Annotated in this window: 17 protein-coding genes and 3 pseudogenes; 6 read left to right on the top strand and 14 right to left on the bottom strand. The window is 47.0% G+C overall.

The window, feature by feature from the left end:
* Positions 1 to 322: 322 nt before the first annotated feature.
* The 3 genes from ABWH99_RS14975 to ABWH99_RS14965 form a co-directional block, all read right to left on the bottom strand.
* Positions 323 to 733: a hypothetical protein gene (locus ABWH99_RS14975; protein WP_375582656.1), complete on the bottom strand. Its 411-nt coding sequence runs from the start codon at positions 731 to 733 to the stop codon at positions 323 to 325.
* Positions 730 to 1419, bottom strand: a complete 690-nt coding sequence (locus ABWH99_RS14970; protein WP_375582655.1) for a hypothetical protein — start codon at positions 1417 to 1419, stop codon at positions 730 to 732. Before ABWH99_RS14970 ends, ABWH99_RS14975 begins: the two co-directional genes overlap by 4 nt.
* A gap of 314 nt (positions 1420 to 1733) precedes the next feature.
* On the bottom strand, positions 1734 to 2426 hold the full coding sequence (locus ABWH99_RS14965) for a class I SAM-dependent methyltransferase (protein WP_375582654.1): 693 nt from the start codon (positions 2424 to 2426) through the stop codon (positions 1734 to 1736).
* Positions 2427 to 2749: 323 nt separating this feature from the next.
* Between ABWH99_RS14965 and ABWH99_RS14960 the strand changes: the two genes are divergently transcribed.
* Both ABWH99_RS14960 and ABWH99_RS14955 read left to right on the top strand, forming a co-directional pair.
* Positions 2750 to 3709, top strand: a complete 960-nt coding sequence (locus ABWH99_RS14960) for a ketopantoate reductase family protein (protein WP_375582653.1) — start codon at positions 2750 to 2752, stop codon at positions 3707 to 3709.
* Between the two features lie 130 nt (positions 3710 to 3839).
* On the top strand, positions 3840 to 5390 hold the full coding sequence (locus tag ABWH99_RS14955) for an amidohydrolase family protein (RefSeq protein ID WP_375582652.1): 1551 nt from the start codon (positions 3840 to 3842) through the stop codon (positions 5388 to 5390).
* Positions 5391 to 5447: 57 nt separating this feature from the next.
* On the opposite strand, the pseudogene ABWH99_RS14950 reads toward ABWH99_RS14955, so the two are convergent.
* From ABWH99_RS14950 to ABWH99_RS14900, 11 genes and pseudogenes are all read right to left on the bottom strand, one after another.
* A pseudogene (locus ABWH99_RS14950) lies at positions 5448 to 7148 on the bottom strand (DEAD/DEAH box helicase).
* Between the two features lie 261 nt (positions 7149 to 7409).
* Positions 7410 to 8697: pseudogene (locus tag ABWH99_RS14945) on the bottom strand (citrate synthase).
* A 295-nt stretch (positions 8698 to 8992) separates the two neighbouring features.
* On the bottom strand, positions 8993 to 9409 hold the full coding sequence (locus ABWH99_RS14940; RefSeq protein ID WP_375582651.1) for a BrxA/BrxB family bacilliredoxin: 417 nt from the start codon (positions 9407 to 9409) through the stop codon (positions 8993 to 8995).
* Positions 9410 to 9436: 27 nt separating this feature from the next.
* Positions 9437 to 9772 carry a DUF59 domain-containing protein gene (locus tag ABWH99_RS14935; RefSeq protein ID WP_375582650.1) on the bottom strand — a complete coding sequence of 112 codons (336 nt, stop codon included), beginning with the start codon at positions 9770 to 9772 and terminating at the stop codon, positions 9437 to 9439.
* 7 nt (positions 9773 to 9779) lie between these two features.
* Positions 9780 to 10211, bottom strand: a complete 432-nt coding sequence (locus ABWH99_RS14930) for a SufE family protein (protein WP_375582649.1) — start codon at positions 10209 to 10211, stop codon at positions 9780 to 9782.
* On the bottom strand, positions 10211 to 11467 hold the full coding sequence (locus ABWH99_RS14925; protein ID WP_375582648.1) for a SufS family cysteine desulfurase: 1257 nt from the start codon (positions 11465 to 11467) through the stop codon (positions 10211 to 10213). Before ABWH99_RS14925 ends, ABWH99_RS14930 begins: the two co-directional genes overlap by 1 nt.
* Positions 11442 to 12752 (bottom strand): Fe-S cluster assembly protein SufD, encoded by a 1311-nt coding sequence (gene sufD / locus ABWH99_RS14920; RefSeq protein WP_375582647.1) that lies wholly within the window; start codon positions 12750 to 12752, stop codon positions 11442 to 11444. Before sufD ends, ABWH99_RS14925 begins: the two co-directional genes overlap by 26 nt.
* A gap of 22 nt (positions 12753 to 12774) precedes the next feature.
* A pseudogene (gene sufC / locus ABWH99_RS14915) lies at positions 12775 to 13537 on the bottom strand (Fe-S cluster assembly ATPase SufC).
* A gap of 14 nt (positions 13538 to 13551) precedes the next feature.
* Entirely contained in the window at positions 13552 to 14997 is a 1446-nt protein-coding gene (gene sufB / locus ABWH99_RS14910; RefSeq protein WP_375582646.1) for a Fe-S cluster assembly protein SufB, read from the bottom strand.
* Positions 14998 to 15249: 252 nt separating this feature from the next.
* Positions 15250 to 15723 carry an Lrp/AsnC ligand binding domain-containing protein gene (locus ABWH99_RS14905; RefSeq protein WP_375582645.1) on the bottom strand — a complete coding sequence of 158 codons (474 nt, stop codon included), beginning with the start codon at positions 15721 to 15723 and terminating at the stop codon, positions 15250 to 15252.
* A 314-nt stretch (positions 15724 to 16037) separates the two neighbouring features.
* Positions 16038 to 17075, bottom strand: a complete 1038-nt coding sequence (locus ABWH99_RS14900) for a LacI family DNA-binding transcriptional regulator (RefSeq protein ID WP_375582644.1) — start codon at positions 17073 to 17075, stop codon at positions 16038 to 16040.
* 357 nt (positions 17076 to 17432) lie between these two features.
* On the opposite strand from ABWH99_RS14900, the gene ABWH99_RS14895 reads away from it, so the two are divergent.
* From ABWH99_RS14895 to ABWH99_RS14880, 4 genes are all read left to right on the top strand, one after another.
* Complete coding sequence (locus tag ABWH99_RS14895) at positions 17433 to 18683, top strand: PmoA family protein (protein ID WP_375582643.1); 1251 nt, start codon at positions 17433 to 17435, stop codon at positions 18681 to 18683.
* Between the two features lie 103 nt (positions 18684 to 18786).
* A complete protein-coding gene (locus tag ABWH99_RS14890; RefSeq protein ID WP_375582642.1) occupies positions 18787 to 20208 on the top strand; it encodes a Gfo/Idh/MocA family protein in 1422 nt (473 codons plus the stop codon).
* A 34-nt stretch (positions 20209 to 20242) separates the two neighbouring features.
* A complete protein-coding gene (gene uxuA / locus ABWH99_RS14885; RefSeq protein ID WP_375582641.1) occupies positions 20243 to 21463 on the top strand; it encodes a mannonate dehydratase in 1221 nt (406 codons plus the stop codon).
* 22 nt (positions 21464 to 21485) lie between these two features.
* Positions 21486 to 22313: a glycerophosphodiester phosphodiesterase gene (locus ABWH99_RS14880; RefSeq protein WP_375582640.1), complete on the top strand. Its 828-nt coding sequence runs from the start codon at positions 21486 to 21488 to the stop codon at positions 22311 to 22313.
* Positions 22314 to 22467: the final 154 nt, after the last annotated feature.

Below are 22467 nucleotides of genomic sequence, written 5' to 3'. Positions count from 1 at the left end.
ACACGGGGAATTGTGGATGAGCGGGAACATCGATGCGCAAACACTGCCCCCGTTCCCGGATCGACCAAATAGGATAGGCCTTGGGTCCCTGCTATTTCTGAGGGTAGCGAAGCCAGAACAGTCGTTTTTCAAGGAGGCGATTTTGTGAAGACCTATACGCTAGTTTATTGCCCTTTGCTCGTTTTTGAAACAGGAGGGGGAGGGGGTAAACGGTATGCCTCCTGAATATCCCGCTCATTTTGAAAACACACCGGAGAGGAAAGGATTTCGGTAGCAGCAGGTACAGGCCGTTTATTTTTTTTTAAAAGTTTTCTGAAAGCCATTAATCTGTTTTTTCGGAGAGTACGTCCATTAGCGACCGTATTTTTTCAGCAATTTCCGAAGGCTTTTTTTCTACCATGGCCAATGCCAGTTCACCAAGGATGCCGATAAGATCGAACGCTGTCTGTATGTTTTTCAGCGTGGCGATCGTTTGCTTGATTTCCAGATTGATGGATTGGAGCTGACTGAGCGCCTCCGCTGCTTCTTCTTCGACAATCAGGGTTGACAGCAATTTCATTTCTCTGGCGGTTTCCATCAGCCGGTTTGCCTCTTTACCCATCGCTACAAAGGTGGGCTGACTGATTACCTGCTGGCTTATTTTTTCAAACCGGTAATCGTTGAATTTTTTGGCTATTTCCAGAAAATCGTCTGCCAGGTAGCTTAAAAAAGCGCTATCCACTCTTTCTTTCATTCGTTCACTTGCTCAAATACAACATATAAGTTTCTAATCTCTTCCGATAGCGCCGAGACTTCGCTCCGAAAACGTACGTCTCCAACTTTTTCCGCAATTTGAGACAAGGAATGGTGTTTGTCTGCAATCAAATTCATCATGGCGACTGTTGATTCGATTCTCAAACGTATTTTTTCCGAGTCTTCCAGTAAAGCGTAGTACTTTTCCACAGCCCATTCTTTCTCTACCGCGCTTAGCTCTGCGTTCACCGCATGGTTTTTATAATGCATGTACCAGTATTCTCGTTGTATTTCGAGCAAACCAAGCAGGTTTTGCTCCATAACAAGGCTTAATTTATCGGAAAGTATACGCAGGTAAGGATCCGCCTCTTTCATGTAATGCAGCATGCGATTGCGTCGAAAATTCCCAGTACTCGAGTTTACGGTGAATTCTGCCAGTTTTTGAATCGCAGACACCTCTCCTTCCGACAGATTGACGAATCCGGACGATTGGACGGACCCTACGGAAACGCTCAGGTCATAGGTCGTCAGGCCGGGCGATGCAAGTGTAGATAACCCCAGCCAGTACTGGTCCATGGTCTGAACAAGCCCAGTTACCAGGTCGTCTGCCTGCTGGTAGGAATTACAATCGCAATCTAAATCCCGGTAAATTTCGAAAGCACGCACCTTTTGGAATTTACAATCCATTGTGCAGGATTCGGTGTACGTGTACCCCAATTTTTGGAAATGCCCCAAACCTTTTCTGGCTTCTTCGGATAATTGCTGCAGGGGTTTTAAGTTAGTGCAGGCCAGGAAGATACCTGGCACCATCAGAAAAACCGCTGGCAGTTTACAGTACATCTGCTAAAGGTACCCAAAATATCTGATAATACAGCCCTATCAGGTTTGGGAGGCTGAGGTAAGTAGGGCTTTCAATCGCAGGTGTTCTTTTTTTTAGTAAAAAATCCGCCCTTCTAGCGACTGGAGAGCGACCTGGCCAGTAGGCAAACGGTGGCCACCCGCTATACCGGCTTCTCGCAAAAGTAGGTCGCTAAAACCTTGTCGCGGCAAGACTTGTTGCGGACCAGGAAACCGGCATTTTGCAAGAGGTTCTGCATTATCCAGTCGAATGTGGAGTACTCTTCCTTGAAATGAATCTGAGTGTCTTCCCGAAGGAAGTCCCCACCTCTTTCGCCTTGCAAGTCGATAAACTCTTGAATCGCCTGCTCGGATTCCGTATCCGGGATGACCACGTCGTGTAAATACAGCCTGCCACCGGGAGCCAATACGGTGAACATGCGCTTCAAGGCTACTGATTTCCAAAAATCCGGCAAATGGTGTAGGGAAAGGGAACTAATCAGGCCGTGGATCGAACAGGCCGGAAAATCAAATGTAAGATAACCGGCGTTTATGCAGGAAATATTATCGCGGTTTTTTTCTGCTGCTTTCTTTCGGGTCAGTGCCAACATAGGCGTCGAAATGTCCAAAGCGTATAGTCGTTCGCACCTTTCGGAAAAATGGATGGAAAAGTTTCCCGTCCCGCATCCGATATCCAGAATTCGACTTTGCTGAGTAGGCAGGATCCAGTTTTCAGCCTCTGTTATTTCCTGCTGTATGTTTCTGAAGTCATCGTGTGAAGGATCGTAGATGTCTACTTCCTCTTGCGAGGCATAATCCTTACCGGTTTGCTGGAATTCGTTGTATTGCCAATCCATGCCTTTGTTTTAAATATCCTTCTAAAATAAACGGAAAAGTATTTCTTTCCAAGGGTATAAGCGTGGGAAATCCGATGTGCGTAAGAGGAATAGGCCAGAGAGTAATTGGTGCCGCCTATTGAAGACTGTTAAGGTGGGCTGCTGTCCAAACACCCTATCAAAGGAAAGTCAGGTGCACCGCCAACGAAAAAGCTGGCCCGGGAAAAATCGCACCTCGCGTCAATCGATTCGATGAAGTTGAAAATACTGAATGCTTTTGTCGGAATTAATCGGGTAAAGTTCCCCGGGGAACGGTATTTTTGACGAGCAAAAAACTAACGAGTATGGCAGGAGAAACAAACGCGAAACGAGTAGCGATTTTAGGCATGGGAGGCGTGGGAGGCTTTTTGGGTGCACGGCTGCTTTCCGGGGACCGAAGTCCCGGCACAGAAATCATTTTCGTTGCCCGTGGCGAGACCTACAAAGCGCTGTCGGAGGGGGGATTGGTTTTCGAATCAGGAGGTACGAGAACAGTTGTACGTCCCGATCAGCTGATAGAAAGCGGTGCGGTCACGGAAGCGGCAGACCTGGTACTGCTAGCGACGAAGTCCACGGGATTACGTTCGGCAGTTTCCGAAAATCAGACCCTTTTTTCAGAAAAAACGCTGGTCCTTCCGCTGCAGAACATGGTGGATGCCGCGAGTCGGATACGTCCTATCGTCAATGGGGCCCAGGTAATCGATACCTGTATTTATTTGATTTCCAATGTAAAAAGGCCAGGCCAGGTGCGCCACCTCGGCGGACCAGGTAAAATCGTCGCTGGCTTTCCGGAAAAAGAGCGGCATACCTGGTTTTTTTCTCTACTGGAGAAAACGGGTTTGGAAATACGTCTACGCGAGGATATCGAAGTACAGCTTTGGACCAAGTTCTTGTTTATCTCCAGTTTGGGAGCGTTGACGGCAGCCTATGGACTGGACTTTGGATCCCTTCTGCGATCGCAGCTTCACTGGGCCCGATGGCAGCGTTTGATGGAAGAATTGCTCCAATTGGCACAAGCATCGGGTGTGCCGCTCCGCTCATCGGCAATCCTGGAGGCCCGGGAAGTGGTTCGGAATTTTCCTGCCAATTCTCGCTCTTCGTTTCAACTCGACGTAGCAGAGGGTCGTGAGGGTGAAAAAGAGGTGTTAATCGATGAGGTCATTGCAAAATCCCGTTTGCTGGGTCTGTCCCCGGTTACTTATGATTTGATGGAAGAACTGATCCGAGCGAATATTCGAACGAGTAGAAAAGAGACCGATGGGTGAAGTACCCAGACGTAAAAAAATAAGTATCTGCGTGAAATATCGAATGATTTTCAATCAAAAAAGATGGAATTGACATAAAATCCTGCTTTATAGGTTATATTTCGAACCCAATTTAAATATATCACGGACGATGATTTTTCAAACGTATTTACGACCTGTAGGTTTACTACTCTGCCTGGGGCTTAGTTTTGCTTGTGGAGAAGAAACAGACGATACCTTGTATGATTTGGTCATTCGAAACGGCTGGGTTCACGACGGCACGGGTGCGCCTCCCTACTACGGGCAGCTGCTCATAAATGGGGAGAAAATTGCAAAAATAGATCGAGATACCGCCAGAATGTATAGGGCCACGAAAGTGATTGATGCGAACGGAAAGGTAGTTTCTCCGGGATTTATTGATAGCCATGCGCATGGAGATCCGCTAAAGACACCGGAATTTAAAAATTTTCTGGCCATGGGGGTTACTACGATCTTTCTGGGCCAGGATGGATCCAGCCCGAATACCCCAGCAATTCGTCCCTGGATGGATACGGTGGACCGGCTTCACCCCGGTGTCAATATCGGAATGTCGGTGGGCCACGGCACCTTACGGATGATTTCCGGTGTCGCCTACGATCGGCAGCCAACTGAAGAGGGCTTGTCCCGAATGGAAAGCTTGCTCGCGGATGCGTTGGAGGAGGGCTGTTTTGGGCTCTCCACGGGTTTGGAATACAACCCCGGCTACCTGGCCGGCGAGGTAGAATTGCGGCGACTTGCGCAGGTAGTCGGAAAAAAGGGAGGCATGATCATGAGTCACGTGAGGAACGAAGATGACGATCAGATCGAATCCTCCCTGCAAGAGCTGTTGGCACAAGGAGAATATTGCCCCGTGCATGTCAGCCATATTAAAATCGTGTATGCCAAGGGCTCCGATCGTGCCCGGGATATTCTTTCGATTTTGAATCGTGCAAGGGCAGCTGGAATGAAGGTCAGCGCTGACTTGTATCCCTACGAGGCAAGCTATACGGGGATCGGACTTCTTTTCCCGGAATGGGCAAAGCCTCCTGCTACTTATGAGACCGTCGTTCGGGAAAGAAAATCCGAGCTGGAAGAGCACCTTAGAAATCGGGTAAATGCCCGAAATGGACCCGAGGCAACTTTGCTTGGGTCCGGACCTTATAAGGGAAAAACCCTGGCCGAAGTGGCTGAGGAACTAAGAAAGCCCTTCGAAAGGGTGCTTGTTGAGGATATTGGACCTTCCGGCGCAAGTGCTGCTTATTTTGTAATGGATGAAACCGTGATGAAGGAGTTTTTGAAAGACGATTACGTAAATGTCTGTTCGGACGGGAGCCCCACCTCCAACCACCCCAGGGGTCATGGTACCTTTGCCAAGATCATAGAAGCGTATGTGGTGAAGGATACGCTGTTGAGTTTACCCCAGGCCATTCACAAAATGACTGCTCTTGCCGCGTCCAATCTTGGAATTAGGGATAGGGGTCAGATCAAAGTCGGTTATTTTGCGGATCTTTTGGTATTTGATCCAACGAAAGTCAAAGCCAATGCTAGCTATGAGGAAGCGGCGCAGCTTGCCTCTGGGTTTGATTGGGTCGTAATAAATGGCAGGGTTGCGAAAGAGGCCGAGGAATTTACCAGTCCGGGACAGGGTCGGATCCTCCGAAAATCTGTGCCCACCGAAAAATAATAGAGCCATCCCCGGGAAGGGGATGGCTCCGTTTGATGGTTCCGTGTTCGGGAACGATCAGGGTTTTGAAATTTCAAAATTGACTTGCTTTCCCTTAATGGTATTTGTATTCATCACTTTGATCACGTGCGTAACGTCTTTTTTCGGGATATCGACAAAGGAGAAGCTATCGTAAATATCGATTTCTCCAATGCTTCCGCCAGATAAGCCGGTTTCTCCGGCAATGGCTCCCACAATGTCGTTGGGACGAATGCGGTCTTTTTTGCCCAGGTTAAGGAAGAGTCGGGCCATGTTGGGCTCTCTTTCTTTTTTTCCTTTTCTGCCGCCTCTTTCGCTTCCACGATGTGCTTTGCCTGGCCGGTCGCGTTCCGATCGATCCCTTCTGGGTCGTTTATCGTCTCTTCCAAAACTCCTGTCTTTCTCTGGCGTAAAATTCATTTCCTTGAACTTATCCACCGCGTCTCCCAGGTGAAGTTTTACCAATCCCATGGCAACTTGCTCCAGTGACAATCCTTCGGCCATCAGGTTTCCGATGACTTCTTCGTATACCTGATCATCGCCGGTTTTGGCCAATTGTCGGTGAAGGTCTTTGATCAACTGTTCTTTTTTCATGTGGATCAATTGATCCACGGAAGGTGGGGCTGCTTTATCGATGGAGGTTTTGATAAACCTTTCCAAATCCCTTATTTTTCCTGCATCCCTGCGCCCGGAAACGAAGCTGATCGCCGTTCCAAATTTGCCGGCCCGGCCAGTCCGCCCGATTCGGTGGACGTAATTTTCCTCGTCCAGGGGAAGATCAAAATTAAATACCGCTTCCACATTTTCTACATCGATACCCCTGGCGGCCACATCGGTCGCTACCAGTACCGCACAATGACCCTTTTCCGAAACTTATTCATCACTTTGGTACGCTGTGCCTGAGAAAGGTCTCCATGCAAGGCCTCTGCGGGAACCCCTTTTGCGGTGAGTTCTTCTGTAACCTCGTCGGTCACCCGTTTGGTATTGCAGAAAATCACGCTGAGTTTGTATTGGTGCAAATTTATGAGCCTACTGATCAGGTCGGTTTTCAGTCCGGAGCGAACCTCGTAATATACTTGCGTAATGTTTTCTACGGTAAGCTCTTTTCCGAAGTACCTTGATGATTTCCGGATCGGTCTGGTATTTTCTGGTAAGCTCCAAAATGGGTTTTGGCATGGTAGCCGAGAAGAAAACCGTTTGCCGTTCGGCCGGCATGCTGCTCAGGATTTTCTCGATGTCCTCCCGAAATCCCATATCGAGCATCTCGTCTGCTTCGTCGAGAACGATCACGTCGACTTCGCTTAAATCCAGCGTCCTTCGATCCATGTGATCCATTATTCGGCCGGGAGTACCAACCACGATTTGCACTCCTTTTTTCAGACTTCTGATTTGTCTATCGATGGATTCCCCACCGTAAATGCAGGTGGAGGAAATTCGCTTTTTGTATTTGGTAAGTTTTACAATCTCACCCTCTACCTGCACCGCTAATTCCCGAGTAGGGCAGAGTATCAGCGCTTGAGGCTTGTTTTTGCTGCTGTCAATCCGGTCAATGATCGGAATGCCAAAGGCTGCAGTCTTGCCGGTGCCTGTTTGGGCTTGCCCAATGACATCCGAGCCTTGCAGCAATAACGGAATGGTTTGAGATTGGATGGGGGAAGGTTGGGTATAGCCCATGTCTTCCACTGCCCTCAGGATTTCTTCCGAAACCCCAAGGTCTGAAAATGCTATTTCTTTTTCCATGAAATGTTCCTTACTTCTCGAAGCCACGGTATTCCAAAATATCCCAGTGTCGATCAACAATAAGGAACCCCACGGCGTAGGAGAAAAATAGTAAATGTTAATAAGTTGCAAAGGTAGGTAAATTTTTTTCATTTACCAACGTTTGTAACGAGGATTAAAAAATAAACGATTATAAAGTGTAAATTTTACTAAATTATATTTTGAACTAAACAAAAAAAAGGGCTGAATTGCCCTTTTTTCTTTGGTTGTGCTGTGAAATGGTTACCGGTTTTCCATGGAAACGTAGGCCCGCTCAGTAGAGCCCACGTACACCTGACGTGGCCTGCCAATGGGTTCGTTATTTTCCCGCATCTCTTTCCATTGGGCAATCCAGCCGGGAAGGCGACCAAGTGCAAACATGACCGTAAACATGTCGGTAGGTATGCCTAATGCGCGGTAAATAATACCGGAATAAAAGTCCACGTTTGGATACAACTTCCTTTCCACAAAATAGGGGTCATTCAGAGCTGCAGTCTCCAATTCTTTGGCGATATCCAGAACGGGATCATCAATTCCAAGTTTTCCCAATACGTCGTCTGCTGCTTTTTTGATGATTTTGGCACGTGGATCAAAGTTCTTGTAAACTCGGTGCCCGAATCCCATGAGTCGGAACGGATCGTTTTTGTCTTTGGCTTTTTCCAGGTACTTTTTGGAATCGCCTCCGTCTTTTTTGATAGCCTCAAGCATTTCGATCACGGATTGGTTGGCTCCTCCATGCAGCGGACCCCATAGGGCATTGATCCCGGCTGAAATAGAAGCATAGATGCTTGCCTGAGAGGAGCCCACAATGCGGACCGTGGAAGTAGAGCAATTTTGCTCGTGGTCTGCATGTAGAATGAGCAATTTATCCAGCGCTTTGGAAATCACCGGATCGACCTCGTATGTTTCGGAAGGTAAAGCAAACATCATCTTCATAAAATTACCGCAGTAATCCAGGTTATTATCGGGGTAATTGACCGGATGCCCCATTTTATTCTTGTATGCCCAGGCCGCAAACGTTGGCATTTTAGCCAGAAGTCGTACGATGCTCAGTTGAATTTCCTCGTCCGTATTGTTTGGATCAAGCGAATTTGGATAAAATGCGGTAAGTGAGCATATTAGGGATGACAACACACCCATCGGATGCGCCACGGAAGGAAAGCCATCCAGAATCTTTTTTATGTCTTCGTGAACCAGCGTATGTTTGGTAATTCGATTGGAAAAATTCTCGTACTGACTCGCCGTAGGCAATTCCCCGTTGATAAGTAGGTAGGAAACCTCTAAAAAATTTGAATTCGATGCTAAATCCTCAATATTGTATCCCCTGTAGCGAAGAATTCCTTCCTCTCCATCCAAAAAGGTAATGGCACTTTTTGTAGACCCGGTATTTTTGTAACCGGGATCTATGGTGATCAAACCGGATTGTCCACGGAGTTTGGCAATGTCGATGGCCTGTTCGTTTTCTGTACCTTCTGATGACTGGCAGGTCATATTCATTTCCTTTATAGGATAGTTTAGCAATATCGGACATATTTATCTAATTAAGTGTATTATAAATTCCAAACTGAAACAAATCGAAATAAAATTTGGTGCTAATGTACTAAAATTTGGGCAAATTCCTTTCATTAAATTTTTTGAATGCCTTTCAAATCAGTCGTCAAATGTAGAATCTTATTCTGTAAAATGGTAAGTCTACTTTTTTACAGGAATAAAATAATCTGGACTTGATTTTTAAAAGACAGAAAAAACTATTTTCTGCCAAATTTTAGATAAACCCGGCTAAGCGCTGGTCATGGGATGAAAAAAAAGCCCCTGAAGGGCTTTTTTCAGCAAAAGTGTTCGAACACCTCGACTAAATGATCTCCGATCATCTGGGCGTTGCGCCCTTCAATATGGTGCCGTTCAATAAAATGAACCAATTCTCCATCTTTAAACAATGCCATGGCTGGAGAAGAAGGGGGATAGGGGAGTACCTTTTCCCGAAATTTAGCGACGGCATCGGTATCGTTGCCGGCAAAAACAGTCGCCAATACAGTGGGTTGCTTTCCTGCTTTCTCCAAAGCATACCGTACCCCTGGCCGGGCGGCTCCTGCCGCACAACCACATACGGAATTGACTACCACAAAAGTGGTTCCTTTATGGTCCTTCAAGTGCGATTCCACGTCTTCTGAAGACCGGAATTCAGTAAAGCCTGCGTCGGTTAGCTCCGCTCTCATTGGAGCAATTAGTTCCTCTGGATACATATTTTCTACGTTAGTTAATTGTATTATTTATAAAAACCCCAATTCTAATTTCGCTACTTCAGACATCATGTCTTGTGAGTAAGGCGGATCGAAAGTTAATTCCACCTCTACGTTATTGATTCCCTCAATCTCGCCTACCCGGGTTTTTACCTCCGAAGGGATCGACTCGGCCGCCGGACAGTTGGGGGAAGTTAAGGTCATAAGGATGTATACGTTATTAACTGGATAAACGGTAATCTCATAGATCAATCCCAATTCATACACGTCCACCGGAATCTCCGGATCGTACACATCCTTGATCGCGTTGACCACTTTACGTTTGATATCTTCCTGCGCTTCAATGTGTTGATCTTGCTTTTCCATACGTTATTTAGGCATCTATTTTTGATTGGTAGGCAAGGGCAAAAAGCTTCATTTGTTTGATCATGGCAGCCAGACCGTTCGAGCGCTGGGAACCAATAATATTGCCCATTCCGATTTTATCGATAAAATAAAGCTCGGTAGCCAATATTTCGCTCGGTTTTTTGCCCGATAGTACCCGTATCAGCAAGCTTATAAGCCCTTTCGTGATATCCGTGTTGGAGTCGGCCAGGTAGTGTACCCGCTCGTCTCGGTAGTCAGTCGTCAACCAAACTTTCGATTGACAGCCTTTGATGATGTTTTCCTCCGTCCGTTCTTTTTCGGGAAATTCCGGCAATTGGTCTCCAAGTTCCATGATGTAATAAATCGTAGACTCTTTGTCTTCCCCCAAAATCTCAAATTCACTAATAATTTCCTCTTGTACAGCGTCGGTGCTTGGCATTAGTTTTTTCTTTTTGCGATGCGTACCAGACTTTCATAAAGCCTGTCGATTTCTTCTACGGTATTGTAAACAGCGAAGGAAGCCCGGACGGTTCCCTCTAATCCCAAACGGTCCATCAGAGGCTGAGTACAATGGTGCCCGGTGCGTACGGCAATACCGGAGGCATCCAGCATCATGCCCACATCGAATGGATGCATGTTTCGAATGGTGAAACTCATTACGCTGACCTTATCTTTAGCGGTCCCTACCGGTACAAAACCCTTGATTTCGGAACAGCGTTCCATTGCGTGGGCCAATAATTGGCTTTCCAGTCGCTGAATCCATTTTTTACCGATCGATTGGATAAAGGACAAAGCAGCATCGAAAGCAACCACATCCGCAATATTGGGTGTACCGGCTTCGAATTTATACGGAAGATCGTTGTACGTAGTTTTTGCAAAGGTAACCTCCCGGATCATTTCTCCCCCTCCCTGGTAAGGAGGCATGGCTTCCAATAATTCCCGCTTGCCGTACAGGACTCCTACACCGGTAGGACCATATAGCTTATGAGCCGAGAAGGCCAGGAAATCGCAATCCAACTCTTGTACATCCACCTCCAGGTGTGCCAGACTTTGCGCCCCATCTACCAAAAATCGAGCACCATGCTGATGCGCCAATTGGATCATTTTTTTGATGGGGTTAATGGTTCCCAACGCATTTGAGGCATGTACGACTGCTACCAACCTGGTCTTTTCCGACAGCAATTCCTCGTAGGCCTGTAGATCCAACTCCCCGTTTTCCGTTACAGGGATGATTTTCAATACGGCATTGGTCGCCTCACAGAGCATTTGCCAGGGAACAATATTCGAGTGATGCTCCATGGTGGAGATGATCACCTCATCCCCTTGCTGGATGAAGGCTTTACCAAAAGTGGCGGCCACTAAATTGATGCTGTCGGTCGTACCCTTGGTGAAAATTACTTCTTCCACATCGCGGGCGTTGATAAATGCCCGTACCGAACTCCTTGTCCTTTCAAATAAGTCGGTGGCGCGCGCCGCCAACGTATGGGCACCGCGGTGAATGTTGGAATGGTGGTGCTCGTAGTATTCCTTAAGTGCAGAAATTACCTCCACAGGCTTTTGCGTGCTGGCTGCATTGTCGAAATAAGCAAGCGGTTTCCCATTGACCTCTTGGTCTAGCACAGGAAATCTGCTCCGTATTTTCGCTACGTCGGGTTCCTTACTATTTCGATCAATAATTTCCGCCAAGTCGTGCATGTACCAGGGTTTCACAATATTCTTTAAATGATTCTTCTTTTATCTGATCCAGCACCTCTCCGGCAAAGGCATGCAGCAGCAAGGCTTTGGCAGCGTCTTTGGCGATCCCTCTCGCTCGTAAATAAAACAACGCCTCTTCGTCCAACTGCCCGGTCGTACAACCGTGGGAGCACTTGACATCATCAGCCCAGATTTCTAATTGTGGTTTGGTGTTTACCGTAGCTTCCTCGGATAGGAGAATGTTATTGTTCTGCTGAAAAGCATTCGTTTTCTGCGCATCCTGCCGTACAAAAATCTTACCGTTGAATACGCCTCTAGACTGATCGGTAAGAATGCCTTTGTACAATTCATTCGATTCGGCATGCGCCTGCATGTGGTCAACGTTCGTATGATTATCTACATGTGTTTTTCCATTCAGTAGGTACAAACCATACATGTTCCCCTCGCAGTTACTGGCCCTCAAATCCAGGCTCAGATTGTTACGAATCATTTCCCCTTCCAGGCTCATTACAATGGATGTGAAGGTAGCGTCCTTCTGAACATCTGCGCGGTTATTGGTGACGGCCAGGTCGTTTTTTCTACCATCCTGGAGCGTATAATGTCGCGCGTGTGCATTCTGCCCTATTGCCCATTCGCAAACCGAGTTGACAAAGACAGGCTCTTCGCCCAGGGAAATGGTCCGTTCAATCAACGTAACCTCCGCGTTTTTTCCGACTTCAATGAAGGTCCGAGGATGCACGCAGGACCCATTTTCCGTCGATTTCACAAAATTTAGCAACAAAATCGGTTTCGATACGATTTTGCCATCCGGAACGCGAATGTGAATTCCATTCTTAAAAAAGAGGGAATTCAGAGCCGTGAAGGAGTCGAACTCGCTTTTTTCAATTTGACCGATTCGGGCGGCCGCTTTTGATTCAAGGTCTTCCAGCGCAGTTAGCTCAAACAGGTCTCGATCCATTGAGGATAGCTGGGGTTCGAATCTACCATTGTTGCATACGATCGTGTATCCAGCGGCAGCGCCGACAAGCACATCTTGGGTGCGTAGCTCTTTTTCGATATCGGGTATCGATTCGGCAGTACCGAAGCCATTCAACTTGTCCAAAAGACGTTTACTGATGGCCGTATATTTGTATTCCTCGTCCTTTATCGTCGGAAAGCCAACCCGGTCGAGTACCTCTCTTGCCTGTTGCTTCAGGTCTGAAAATACGGAGGACGAAGGGGCAGGTTCCGAAGCGAGAAGGAATGCTTCTTTTAATTCTTTATGGTTCTTAGTTGATACTGTCATTCGTAGTGAAGTCTAGATATGATCAAACAGCTGTTCCCGAGACCTCTTCCTTGATCCAGTCATACCCTTTTTCTTCCAACTCAAGCGCCAATTCTTTGGAACCTGACTTTACAATGCGTCCGTTGTATAGGACATGAACAAAATCGGGGACGATGTAATCAAGCAGGCGTTGGTAATGTGTAACCACGATCGTTGCATTTTCCTTCGTTTTGAGTTGATTCACTCCATTAGCCACCACTTTTAAGGCATCAATGTCCAATCCCGAGTCAGTCTCGTCCAGAATGGAAAGCGAAGGTTCCAGTACCGCCATTTGAAAGATTTCGTTTTTTTTCTTTTCACCTCCGGAGAATCCCTCGTTCAGCGCTCTGCTGAGCAATTTTTGATCGATTTCGACCAATTTCATCTTTTCCTTCATTAAGGAGAGAAATTTAACCGCGTCAAGTGGCTCTTGTCCCCGGTATTCACGAACCTGATTGACTGCAGTTCGCAGGAAGTTTGTAGAACTCACACCGGGAATTTCTACCGGATATTGGAAAGCGAGAAAAACCCCTTCCCTTGCCCGGTCCTCCGGACTAAGCTCCAGAAGGTCCTTTCCTTTAAACATCACTTCTCCCTCGGTGACCTCGTATTCTTCCCTTCCTGCCAAAACAGATGCGAGCGTGGATTTACCAGAGCCATTGGGCCCCATGATGGCATGGACTTCTCCAGGATTTATTTCAAGACTGATTCCTTTCAATATAGGAGTGCCTTCTGATAGAGGCGTGCAAATTTTTTATTGATAGCATGGTTTTTAGTATTTTTATCCTACGCTTCCTTCCAATGTCAGGGCGAGAAGTTTTTGCGCTTCCACGGCGAATTCCATTGGCAATTGGTTTAACACTTCTTTTGCATACCCGTTTACGATCAGGGCTACCGCATCTTCCGAATCAATTCCCCGCTGGTTGCAGTAAAAGATCTGATCTTCTCCGATTTTCGAGGTAGTTGCCTCGTGTTCCACTTTTGCGGTAGAATTGTGAATATCGATATAGGGAAAGGTATGTGCGCCACATTTGTCTCCCATGAGCAACGAATCGCACTGAGAGAAATTCCGGGAGTTGGTAGCGCGCTTCATTACCTGTACCTGGCCCCGGTAAGAATTTTGAGAAAAACCCGCAGAAATGCCCTTGGAAACGATTCGGGACCGCGTATTCTTTCCTATGTGGATCATTTTGGTTCCCGTGTCTGCCTGCTGGTAATTATTGGTAACGGCGACCGAGTAAAATTCACCAACGGAATGATCCCCTTTCAGGATGCAAGAGGGATATTTCCAGGTGACAGCCGAACCCGTTTCTACCTGAGTCCAGGATATTTTGGAATGATCCCCCGCACAAATGCCGCGTTTGGTAACGAAATTGTAAATTCCACCTTTACCGTTCTTGTCTCCTGGAAACCAGTTTTGAACGGTGGAGTATTTTACCTCGGCGTTTTTCGCCGCGTATATTTCTACTACTGCTGCGTGTAGCTGATTTTCATCGCGTTGCGGAGCCGTACACCCTTCCAGGTAGGAGACATAGGACTGATCCTCTGCAATAATAAGCGTGCGTTCAAATTGCCCGGTATTTGCTGCATTGATTCTGAAATAGGTGGACAATTCCATGGGACAGCGAACGCCTTTGGGAATGTAGCAAAATGAACCATCCGAAAAAACGGCTGAGTTTAGCGCTGCAAAATAATTGTCAGTCGCTGGCACGACCGAACCCAGGTATTTTTTTACCAATTCCGGGTGTTCTTTTACCGCCTCACTAAACGAACAAAAAATAACACCGAGTTTGGACAGCGTATCTTTAAATGTGGTACCTACCGAAACGGAATCGAGAACCGCGTCGACAGCAATTCCTTGCAGCCGCTTCTGCTCGTTGAGTGAAATTCCGAGTCGGTCATAGATCTTGAGCAACTCCGGATCTACCTCGTTTATATTGGCAGGTTTCTTTTTTTGCTTGGGCGCGGAATAATACCGAAGGGATTGATACTCGATCTTGGGATACCTGACATTCGGCCATGACGGCTTTTCCATTGTCTCCCAATGCCGGTAGGCTTTCAGTCGCCAGTCAAGCAACCATTGAGGTTCTTCCTTTTTGGAAGAAATCCATCGAATGATATCTTCGTTTAACCCGATGGGAGCTTCATCCGCCTCGTAATTAACCGACCAGCCGTGTTCGTATTCCTTCGAAGTGAACTCTTCTAAAATTTCATTGTCCTTGCTCATAAAAAGAGTTATTTAGACTAATTATATTTTGATGCACAAATATATAACATTAATCTATTTTTTATTGTTCGAGTCTACTTCGAATTAAGAAAAAAAAGTAGGTTTTTTTACGGTAATCACCTAAATGACTGCAAGTTAAAATTTAAAAAATCGCCTTTGCCAGCAAACCGCCTTGTAAAAAAAGCCATACCCATTATTGGAAAAACCAAATAAAAAATTTATTTAGATTTAATCTTAATAATTAACTAATACCTATTTTTTAGACTCCAATAATTGGATGGGGCGGTTGATACTTTCTTCCAACACGATCAAGGTTTCGGTACGGTCGATGCCTTCTACTTTTTGAATTTTATTCAATACATCGCGAAGGTGGTTGGTATCTTTGCAAATAATCTTGGCAAAGATGCTGTAATTACCCGTGGTATAGTAGGCATTGATGACTTCGGCTATTTCCTTTAGCCGTTCGATGACGTTGTCGTACAGGGAGCTTTTCTCCAGATAGATGCCTAGAAATGCAGATATGTCGTAACCGAGTTTGGAAAAATCAATATTGAGTGTGGCACTTTTCACAATGCCCATGTCTTCCAACTTTCGCATCCGTACGTGAACGGTACCGGAGGAGACGAATACTTTTTTGGCAATTTCCGTGTAGGGAGTTTTCGCATCCTCGTTAAGTAACGAAATGATTTTTAGGTCTATATTATCAATATCTAAAATCTTATCCATTTTATTTGGGGTTAATTGTTGATTTCAGAATAAATATCATTCTAAATTAGTAACTTGTCAAAGTATTTCGAAAGTTTTTTGATTTTTTGTACAAATAGATCAAAAAAGGTGGCTTCACTCGATTGGGCTATTTCCGTTCTTCTTCAGATGCACCCGATAAAAATATCCTTTCCCGCCGAAAACACGGGTAATTTTCAGAACAGTCGTGCCTGAATCGGATAGGATCCATTCGGGCGAGGAAATTGACCCTTTCCTCGCGGGAAGAAGTTGCTGCTTGTTGCCCTATGAATGCCAAAAGTGCAGCGCTGCCGGTATTATCCGGAATCCCCGTATCTTTTTGAGGAATCCCGGATGATTAATTCAGATCGAAGGGTGATGGTGTTGGTTTTTTGGAGGATTTCTTCGTGCTCGTCGTCCAGGTGGTTGATTAGATTTTTCATAGCGACTTCTCCCATGTGGTAACTGGGATAATTCACGGTGCTCAAGTGGGGTTCAACCATGCGGGAGATCAGGTCATTATTGAAACCAACGATGGCGACATCCTGAGGAACACGGATGCCTCTTTTTTTAAGTGCCATCAAGCAGCTTGCGGCACTGGTATCGTTGGATACCAATAGTCCGTTGGGTCGAGGATGCATTTTCAGGATTTTTTTGGTGATACGTTCTCCCGCTTCCTCGTCCAGCTCTATGCTAATTACATTTTCTGCATCGAAAACAAATCCGTGGTCCATCAGTGCGTATTTGTAGCCCTTCAGACGGTCTGCGTACACGTTTATCTGAAGGTTTCCAAGAGCATGGACGATCCGTTTGCATCCTTGCTTGATTAAGTGTTCGGTTGCGTCGTAGATTGCCTGGGTATTGTTGATGACCACTCCGGTACAATTATTTTTTTCGGGTGTCCGGTCGAAAAATAAGACAGGTATTTCCTTTTTGAAAAAGGGAAGAAAATGATCAATATCGTCGGTGGTCCCGGCCTTGGATACCAATAATCCGTCCACCCTGCTATTGTACATGATCTCGGTATTGGATATTTCCTTCTCCAGGGATTCCATGGATTGGCTGATTACCAGGTTGTACCCAGACTGGGTAGCGATTTTTTCCATTCCAGCCAGTACAGAGGATTGGAAGGGACTATTCAGTCGGGGAACAATGACTCCGATGCTTTTGGATTTCCGTTTGCGCAGGCTGGAAGCAAAAATATTGGATTGGTAACCCAGGGATTTTGCTGCGTCTACGATCTTTTTGCGGGTGGTTTCCTGTACTCTGGGGTGATTACTAAGCGCTCGACTAACGGTGGTAGGCGATAAGCCTACATTTTCAGCAATATCGTAAATGGTAATTTCCTTTTTCATTTATTCGGTGTTTCACGAATTGAAAGCTAATAATAAATAAAATTTTAGATGGATGCAACCGATTTCAGACTAATAAAAATGTTTGGATTCATCAATTTGCCCTATTTACTTTTTGTACGTAGAAATTTATTGAATGGTTTATCGATTTTTACATACAATTTTTGCTTGAATCCGGACTTAATTGCGGGCAACCCGGGGTGTAGTAGCCAGCAAGTTTTCCATGGCATCCATGTTCCCGAGCCACTTTTTCGCTTTGTTGCTGCTCCAGGGTAAATTTATATGAAATCGGTTGTATCAAATTAAATATATTAATAAGTTTACAGGCACTGGGCAATTTTAATTACGTACACCAAGTGAATGATGAAAGTTAAACTACTCGTAAGTTTTTTCCTAGGGATTTCGTTGCCATTGTGCGGATTTTCTCAAAAGATTGCAAGCCTGGCGGTAGAATTACCCGCCGTCTCCAATTTTGCTCAGCCGGCTTCTGTGGCCCTGAATGGGCTTACGGATCTTCCCGATTCGGTACTTCGATTGGTGGAGATTTCGGGGGGGCGGCAACAGGAGGTTCCCTACCAGATCGACGCGTTGAACGGGAGGAGTCTGCACTGGTTGATTCCACCTTCGGCTGAAAAAGGGAAATTGCGTACCTATGAATTGCACCGGGCGAAGCCCAAAAGCGCAGGGGGAGCCTTGCAGCTTTATCAAACGGAGGAAGCCCTGATTGTACGGAAAAAAGGTAGAGACCTGTGGCAGTACAATTTTGCCACCGTATATCCTCCGGAAGGGGTCGATTCCGCCTATGCGCGAAGTGGTTTTGTACATCCGATGTGGTCTCCGGGTGGGAAATCATTGACGCGTATTCAGCCTGAGGATCATTACCATCATTATGGACTTTGGAACCCCTGGACCCGTGCGGAATTCAAGGGAGAAACGATCGATTTCTGGAACCTGGCGGAGAAGCAGGGTACGGTGCGCTTCGCCAATTTTTTAACCAAATCGGAGGGCCCGGTTTTTGCCGGGTACAGGGTAGTGCACGAGCACCTCGTGTTGCAAAACCGGTCCAGTCCGGAAGCAGCGATGAGAGAAGTGCAGGGAGCCCGAATTTACGCGTTGGATGACAACGAAACGTATTATCTGGCGGATATCAGCATTCTCCTCAACCCCGCAGCAGAGGAGCCGGTAACCTTGAAAGAGTACCGATACGGAAGTCTGGGATGGAGGACCACCGAAAAATGGAACAATAAGAATAGTGAAGTAATTACTTCCGAAGGACTCAGCAGAAAAATGGCCGATGGGAGTCTGGCCAGATGGTGTATCGTTCAGGGCGAAATCGACGAGGCCTATGCCTCGGTAGTGATGATGTCTGCCCCCACAAATTACAACCATCCGGAACCCCTGCGTATCTGGCCCGAGGACATGTACGGCAGGGGCGATATGTATGCCAATTTTGCGCCCACGAAAAACATGGATTGGCGGCTGGAACCAGGAAAAAGTTACGCGTTGAATTACCGCTTTCTGGTTTCAGCCAAGAAGATCAGTCCACAAGAGGCGGAAGCCGCCTGGAAACAGTTTGGGGTCTTACCGACAATAACGATCAAAAAAGAATAAATCCGTCCGCAAGGCATCGGTCTTTTTACCGGTGGACGACTACAAATGCAGAACGAATACCGAAACAATTACCAAATAAGGATAACCTATAAAGCATGCTTTCATGAAAAAAGAAAACAAATCCGGTCTTTCGAGAAGGAATTTTATGAAATCCAGTACCAAAGGAGCCCTGGCAGCCTCTTTTGCAGTTACTGGCTTTCCGACCATCGTACCTGCTTCGGTTTTAGGGAAAAACGCGCCAAGCAACAAAATCAACATCGGACAAGTAGGTTTTGGTCGCATTGCCATGACCCACGATTTACCCGAGACCATGAAAAACGATATTGCACGGGTAGTGGCGGTAGCCGACGTGGACCGGGACCGCGGAGCTCAGGGCAAAACCTGGGTGGAAAAATACTATGCCGACAAAACAGGTCAACGAAATTATGTAGACGTTCAGGTATTTGAGGATTACAAAGAGATGATTCGTCACAAAGACGTGGATGCAGTCATCATCAGTACCCCCGATCATTGGCACGCACAGCCAGCAATGGAAGCGGCGCTTGCCGGTAAGGATATTTACCTGCAGAAGCCTACCTCCCTGACCATAGAAGAAGGGCGCATGATGAGCGATACCATTCACCGGACAGGTGCAGTGTTTCAAATCGGTAGTCAGCAGCGATCCCTGAACCCCTGGCCTCAGTTTAAGCGGGCTTGCGAACTTGTGCGAAATGGTCGGATAGGAAAGGTTGAGCGGATTTTAATAGGATTGCCGGGCGATCCTGCCGGAGGAAATCCACAGGAAATGCCGATTCCGGCAAATCTGAATTACGATATGTGGCTGGGTTCTACCCCATGGGTACCGTATACCCTTGACCGCGTGCATTCTCAATCCGATATTCGTTCCCGACCAGGGTGGCTCCGTTGCGAGCAGTTTGGTGCGGGAATGATTACCGGCTGGGGAGCTCACCACCTGGATATTGCACATTGGGCAATGGGAAAAGAGTACTCCGGTCCCGTTGAGTTGGAAGCAATTGCTGATTTTCCGACCGAGGGTCTGTGGACCGTTCATGGAGATTTCAAAGTTACGGCCAAATACGACAATGATGTGATCATGGAAGTGAGTGGCGCCTATCCGAATGGCGTGCGTTTCGAAGGTACCGACGGCTGGATTTTTGTTGCCCGAGGCAACGTGGGGGTAACAGACAGTGATCCTGTACCGGGCGGAAAACCAAGCGAAGCCTTTAAAGCAAGCGACCAGAAAATCCTTACCTCGGTTATCGGTCCGGAGGAAATTCACTTGTATGAAAGCGAGGAGCACCACAAAAACTGGTTGGATTGCATCGTTTCCCGTGAGCAGACAATCGCACCGGTAGAAGTAGCGCACCGGTCTTGCAGTGCCTGCCTGCTCTCCCATATTGCCATGAAGTTGCCAAGGAAACTGTATTGGGATCCCATGAGAGAACGCTTCAAAAACGACGATGAAGCAAACTCCATGCTTTCCCGTCCGAACCGATTTCCATACGGTACCGAATACGTCCTTTGATTTAGCCCATTCATTCAGCATTTTGCGATAGCGTATGTCTTTGATCCAAAGTTGGCGCTGGTTTGGTCCGAATGATCCCGTCTCTTTACAGGACATTCGCCAGGCCGGCGCCACCACGGTGGTATCGGCTTTGCACCACATTCCACACGGAGAAATCTGGCCCCTGCAAGAGATTCTTGCACGAAAAAAAATCATTGAAGATGCCAGTCTTAGCTGGTCGGTCGTTGAGTCCGTTCCGGTTCACGAATCCATAAAGACGCGGTCGCATGATTGCGAGCCTTACCTCGAAAATTACCGGAAGACGCTGATGCACCTCGCACAGGCGGGTATACGCCTGGTCTGCTACAATTTTATGCCCGTTTTGGATTGGACCCGGACGGATTTGTCTCTGCATCTGGCCAACGGAGCAAAAGCCCTGAGTTTCGATTGGACCGATTTGGCGGCTTTTGACTTGTTTGCGTTACATCGGCCCGGTGCCAGCAGTGAATATTCGTTGGAAATCCGTGAAAATGCGCGGTTGCGTTGGACGGAAATGACTCCGGAAAGAAAGCAGGAACTATCCGATATCGTATTGATGGGGGTACCTACCGAAAAAAGCATGACGCTTGAGACCCTTTCCGAAAGTATTTCCCGCTACCAAAGTATAGGAAAATCCGGTTTGCGGGAAAACCTGGTTTATTTTCTGCGCAGTGTACAGTCTACTTGCGAAAGCTTGGACATTACCTTAACGATACACCCGGACGACCCACCTTACGACATTCTTGGCTTGCCCCGTATTGCTTCGAACTTGGAGGACTTGCGATTCATTACCGATTCGGTAAACGCGTCCTTTAATGGAATCTGTCTGTGTACCGGATCATTGGGTGCCGGGAAAGCAAACAACCTTCCCGAAATCATTCAAGCCTTAGCTGAGCGAATTCATTTTGTGCACTTGAGAAATGTGAAGAAAGATTTGATGGGAAATTTCCACGAATCGGATCATTTGTACGGAGATGTGGACATGTACGAAGTAATGAAGCTTCTTGTGCAGATCAATCGAGGTAGGGAAAAGGCCATTCCCTTCCGTCCCGATCATGGGCATCAAATGCTCGACGATTTGAAGAAGGATACCATACCCGGGTATTCGGGCATAGGCAGGCTAAAGGGATTAGCGGAGCTGCGTGGTCTGGAAGTGGCTTTGCAACGATACGCCGGGAAGCGGATCGAGACAGAAGAGAACAAGTCCCCGATAGCGGGAGCATCGGGACCAAGGTAAGCGCATGCCTTATACAAATCGCATGATAGAAAAAAAAGCCATCCTCGGAGGCTTCTGCCTGATGTTGATAGCGTCCTGTCTATCGGCTCAGGAATTGGATATGCCAAATCGAGGGTTTTGTGCCCACAGGGGTGCCATGGCCACGCACCCGGAGAATACCCTTCCGGCATTGCTGGCAGCCGTTCGTATGGGTGCCCAGATGATTGAGTTTGATGTTCAATTCAGCAAAGATTCGGCCCTGGTGCTCATGCACGACGCAACGGTGGATCGTACCTCGGACGGAACGGGAGCCGTGGCCGAATTAACCCTATCTGAACTGAAAGAGCTAGATGCCGGAAGTTGGATGGATCCTGCATTTGCCGGAACCCGAATTCCGACGCTGGAGGAAGTACTCGCGGTCATGCCGCGAAATACCTGGTTGAACATTCACATAAAAGGGGGGCATGAAATAGGTAAACGGGTAGCCCGCTTACTGGTAGCTAAAGGCAGAACGCAGCAGGCATTCCTCGCAGTATCAGCCGAGGCACGTGCTGGGGCTCGTAGCGTGCTTGAATCGATCAAGATCTGCAATATGGAACGTCAAACGGGTGGGGCCGATTATGTCTCAAGTACGATTGCCATGGAAGCAGATTTTATTCAACTGCGGGGGCCGGTTCGGCGCGCGTTTAAACGGTACGTTCGTATCTTACATGAGAACGGGATAAAGGTAAATTATTTCGGAACAGACGACCCGGAGACCCTCCAACGGCTCTTTGCCTGGGGAATTGATTTTCCGCTCGTGAATGACATATCAGCCGCCGCGCAACAGACGGAAAAATTGGGCCTGCAACGGGTGATTCCCATCTACTAGGATTGCAAGGCGGAGGAGGCTGAACCAGCGTAAGAGCTAAATGCATATATAGGGTTAATTTGAAAATTATTTACCTGCTTTTAGGTTCTTCCTCGTTCGGACAATGGGATTAATTCCTATTTTTGCAAGCCATTAGGTCGTACACGAATGATCC

The organism is Cyclobacterium xiamenense, assembly GCF_042140265.1.
Taxonomy (GTDB): Bacteria; Bacteroidota; Bacteroidia; order Cytophagales; family Cyclobacteriaceae; genus Cyclobacterium; species Cyclobacterium xiamenense_A.
The sequence above is the reverse complement of the archived record's forward strand: the minus strand, read 5'-3'. Positions and strand labels throughout refer to the sequence as shown.